Genomic DNA, 1,221 nt, shown 5'->3' with positions numbered 1-1,221 from the left:
GCCCCCGGCAACCGGGCCGGCCTCGGCGACTGGGCCAGTCGAATGACGCCCCCGGCGGTCGCGGCCGCCGCGAAGGTCAGGCCGACGACGGCCCCAGAATGAATTCCTTGCGCTTCACCATGGGTGTTCTGCGATCCTCTCGTCGGGCGGCGTATGCGCCCGTTGGGTCCTTGATATAGAGCGCGAGCCCTTCGCGCCAACGCTCAGGGGCGAGAGTTGGGTCCCGCGCGATGTCAGTCGTCAGACGGCTTTGCGTCAGGATCGCGGCGAAGATCGCCGTTCGCGAGAATATCGGCCAGGCGAGCCTCTTCCTCGGGCGAAAGCGGCGCGGATTCGTCCGCCCGGCGGCGCGAGACGGCCAGCAGCAGGGCGCCGGCCAGCAAGAGGGCGACGAGGGGGCCGAACCACAGCAGCCAGGTCCCCAGGCGGACCGGCGGCTGGAACAGGACGAAGTCGCCGTAGCGGGCGACCAGATCCTGCTTCACCTCGGCGTCGGTGCGGCCCGCGGCGATCTGGTCCCGGACCAGGCGGCGCATGTCCGAGGCGATGCTGGCGGGGCTGTCGGCGATGGCCTCGTGCTGGCAGACCACGCAGCGGATGTCGTCGAACAGGCGCTGGGCGCGGGCTTCCTGGGCGGCGTCGGGCAGTGGCCGGTCGGGCGGCGGGACCGGCTCGGCGGCGATCAGACCGACGGCGGCGACGGCGATCAACAGCGCGCGCTTCATGCCGCCTTCCTTCCGCCCGCGCCCAGCCGCAGCCGGCGGTCCATCAGCGACAGCAGACCGCCTAGGGCCATGATCGCGGGCCCTAGGAAGATCAGACGCGCCCAGGGGTTCCACCAGACGCGGACGCTCCAGGCTGGCGCGCCCTGAGCCGTCTGCGCCCGTTCGCCCAGCACGACGTAGACGTCGTCCAGGCCCCGGAAGTCCAGGCCGACCTCGGTCGTGGTCTGCCCGCCGGCGGGAAGAAGCGGCGCTCGGCCGTGACTTCGCGCGTGCGGCCGCCGGCGACCTCGACGGTGAAACGCCCGCGTTCGGCCAGGTAGTTGGGACCTTCGACGATGCGGACGTCGTCGAGGCGGACGACGTAGCGACCGGCCTCGACCGCCTGGCCCATGGCCGCGACGCGGGCGGCCTCGACGCGGAAGCCGGTCTCAACCACCGCGCCCAGGACGAAGACGCCCAGGCCCGCGTGGGCCAGGGTCATGCCCCAGGGCGCCCA

Annotated in this window: 1 protein-coding gene and 1 pseudogene; both read right to left on the bottom strand. The window is 72.6% G+C overall.

Annotation, left to right across the window (positions count from 1 at the left end; translation table 11 throughout):
• Window positions 1-233: 233 nt before the first annotated feature.
• Complete coding sequence (locus AC2W7C_RS18130; protein WP_486002597.1) at window positions 234-725, bottom strand: cytochrome c-type biogenesis protein; 492 nt, start codon at window positions 723-725, stop codon at window positions 234-236.
• A pseudogene (locus AC2W7C_RS18125) lies at window positions 722-1,206 on the bottom strand (cytochrome c-type biogenesis CcmF C-terminal domain-containing protein). The gene AC2W7C_RS18130 and the pseudogene AC2W7C_RS18125 overlap by 4 nt, the downstream one beginning before the upstream one ends.
• Between the last annotated feature and the right edge of the window lie 15 nt (window positions 1,207-1,221).

Source organism: Brevundimonas sp. CURTG3B2_SDJG (assembly GCF_057364705.1).
The sequence above is the reverse complement of the archived record's forward strand: the minus strand, read 5'-3'. Positions and strand labels throughout refer to the sequence as shown.

Bases quoted from the DNA above. Each gene is read 5' to 3' on its own strand.
- AC2W7C_RS18130 (WP_486002597.1), bottom strand. From the start codon at position 725: ATGAAGCGCGCGCTGTTGATCGCCGTCGCCGCCGTCGGTCTGATCGCC.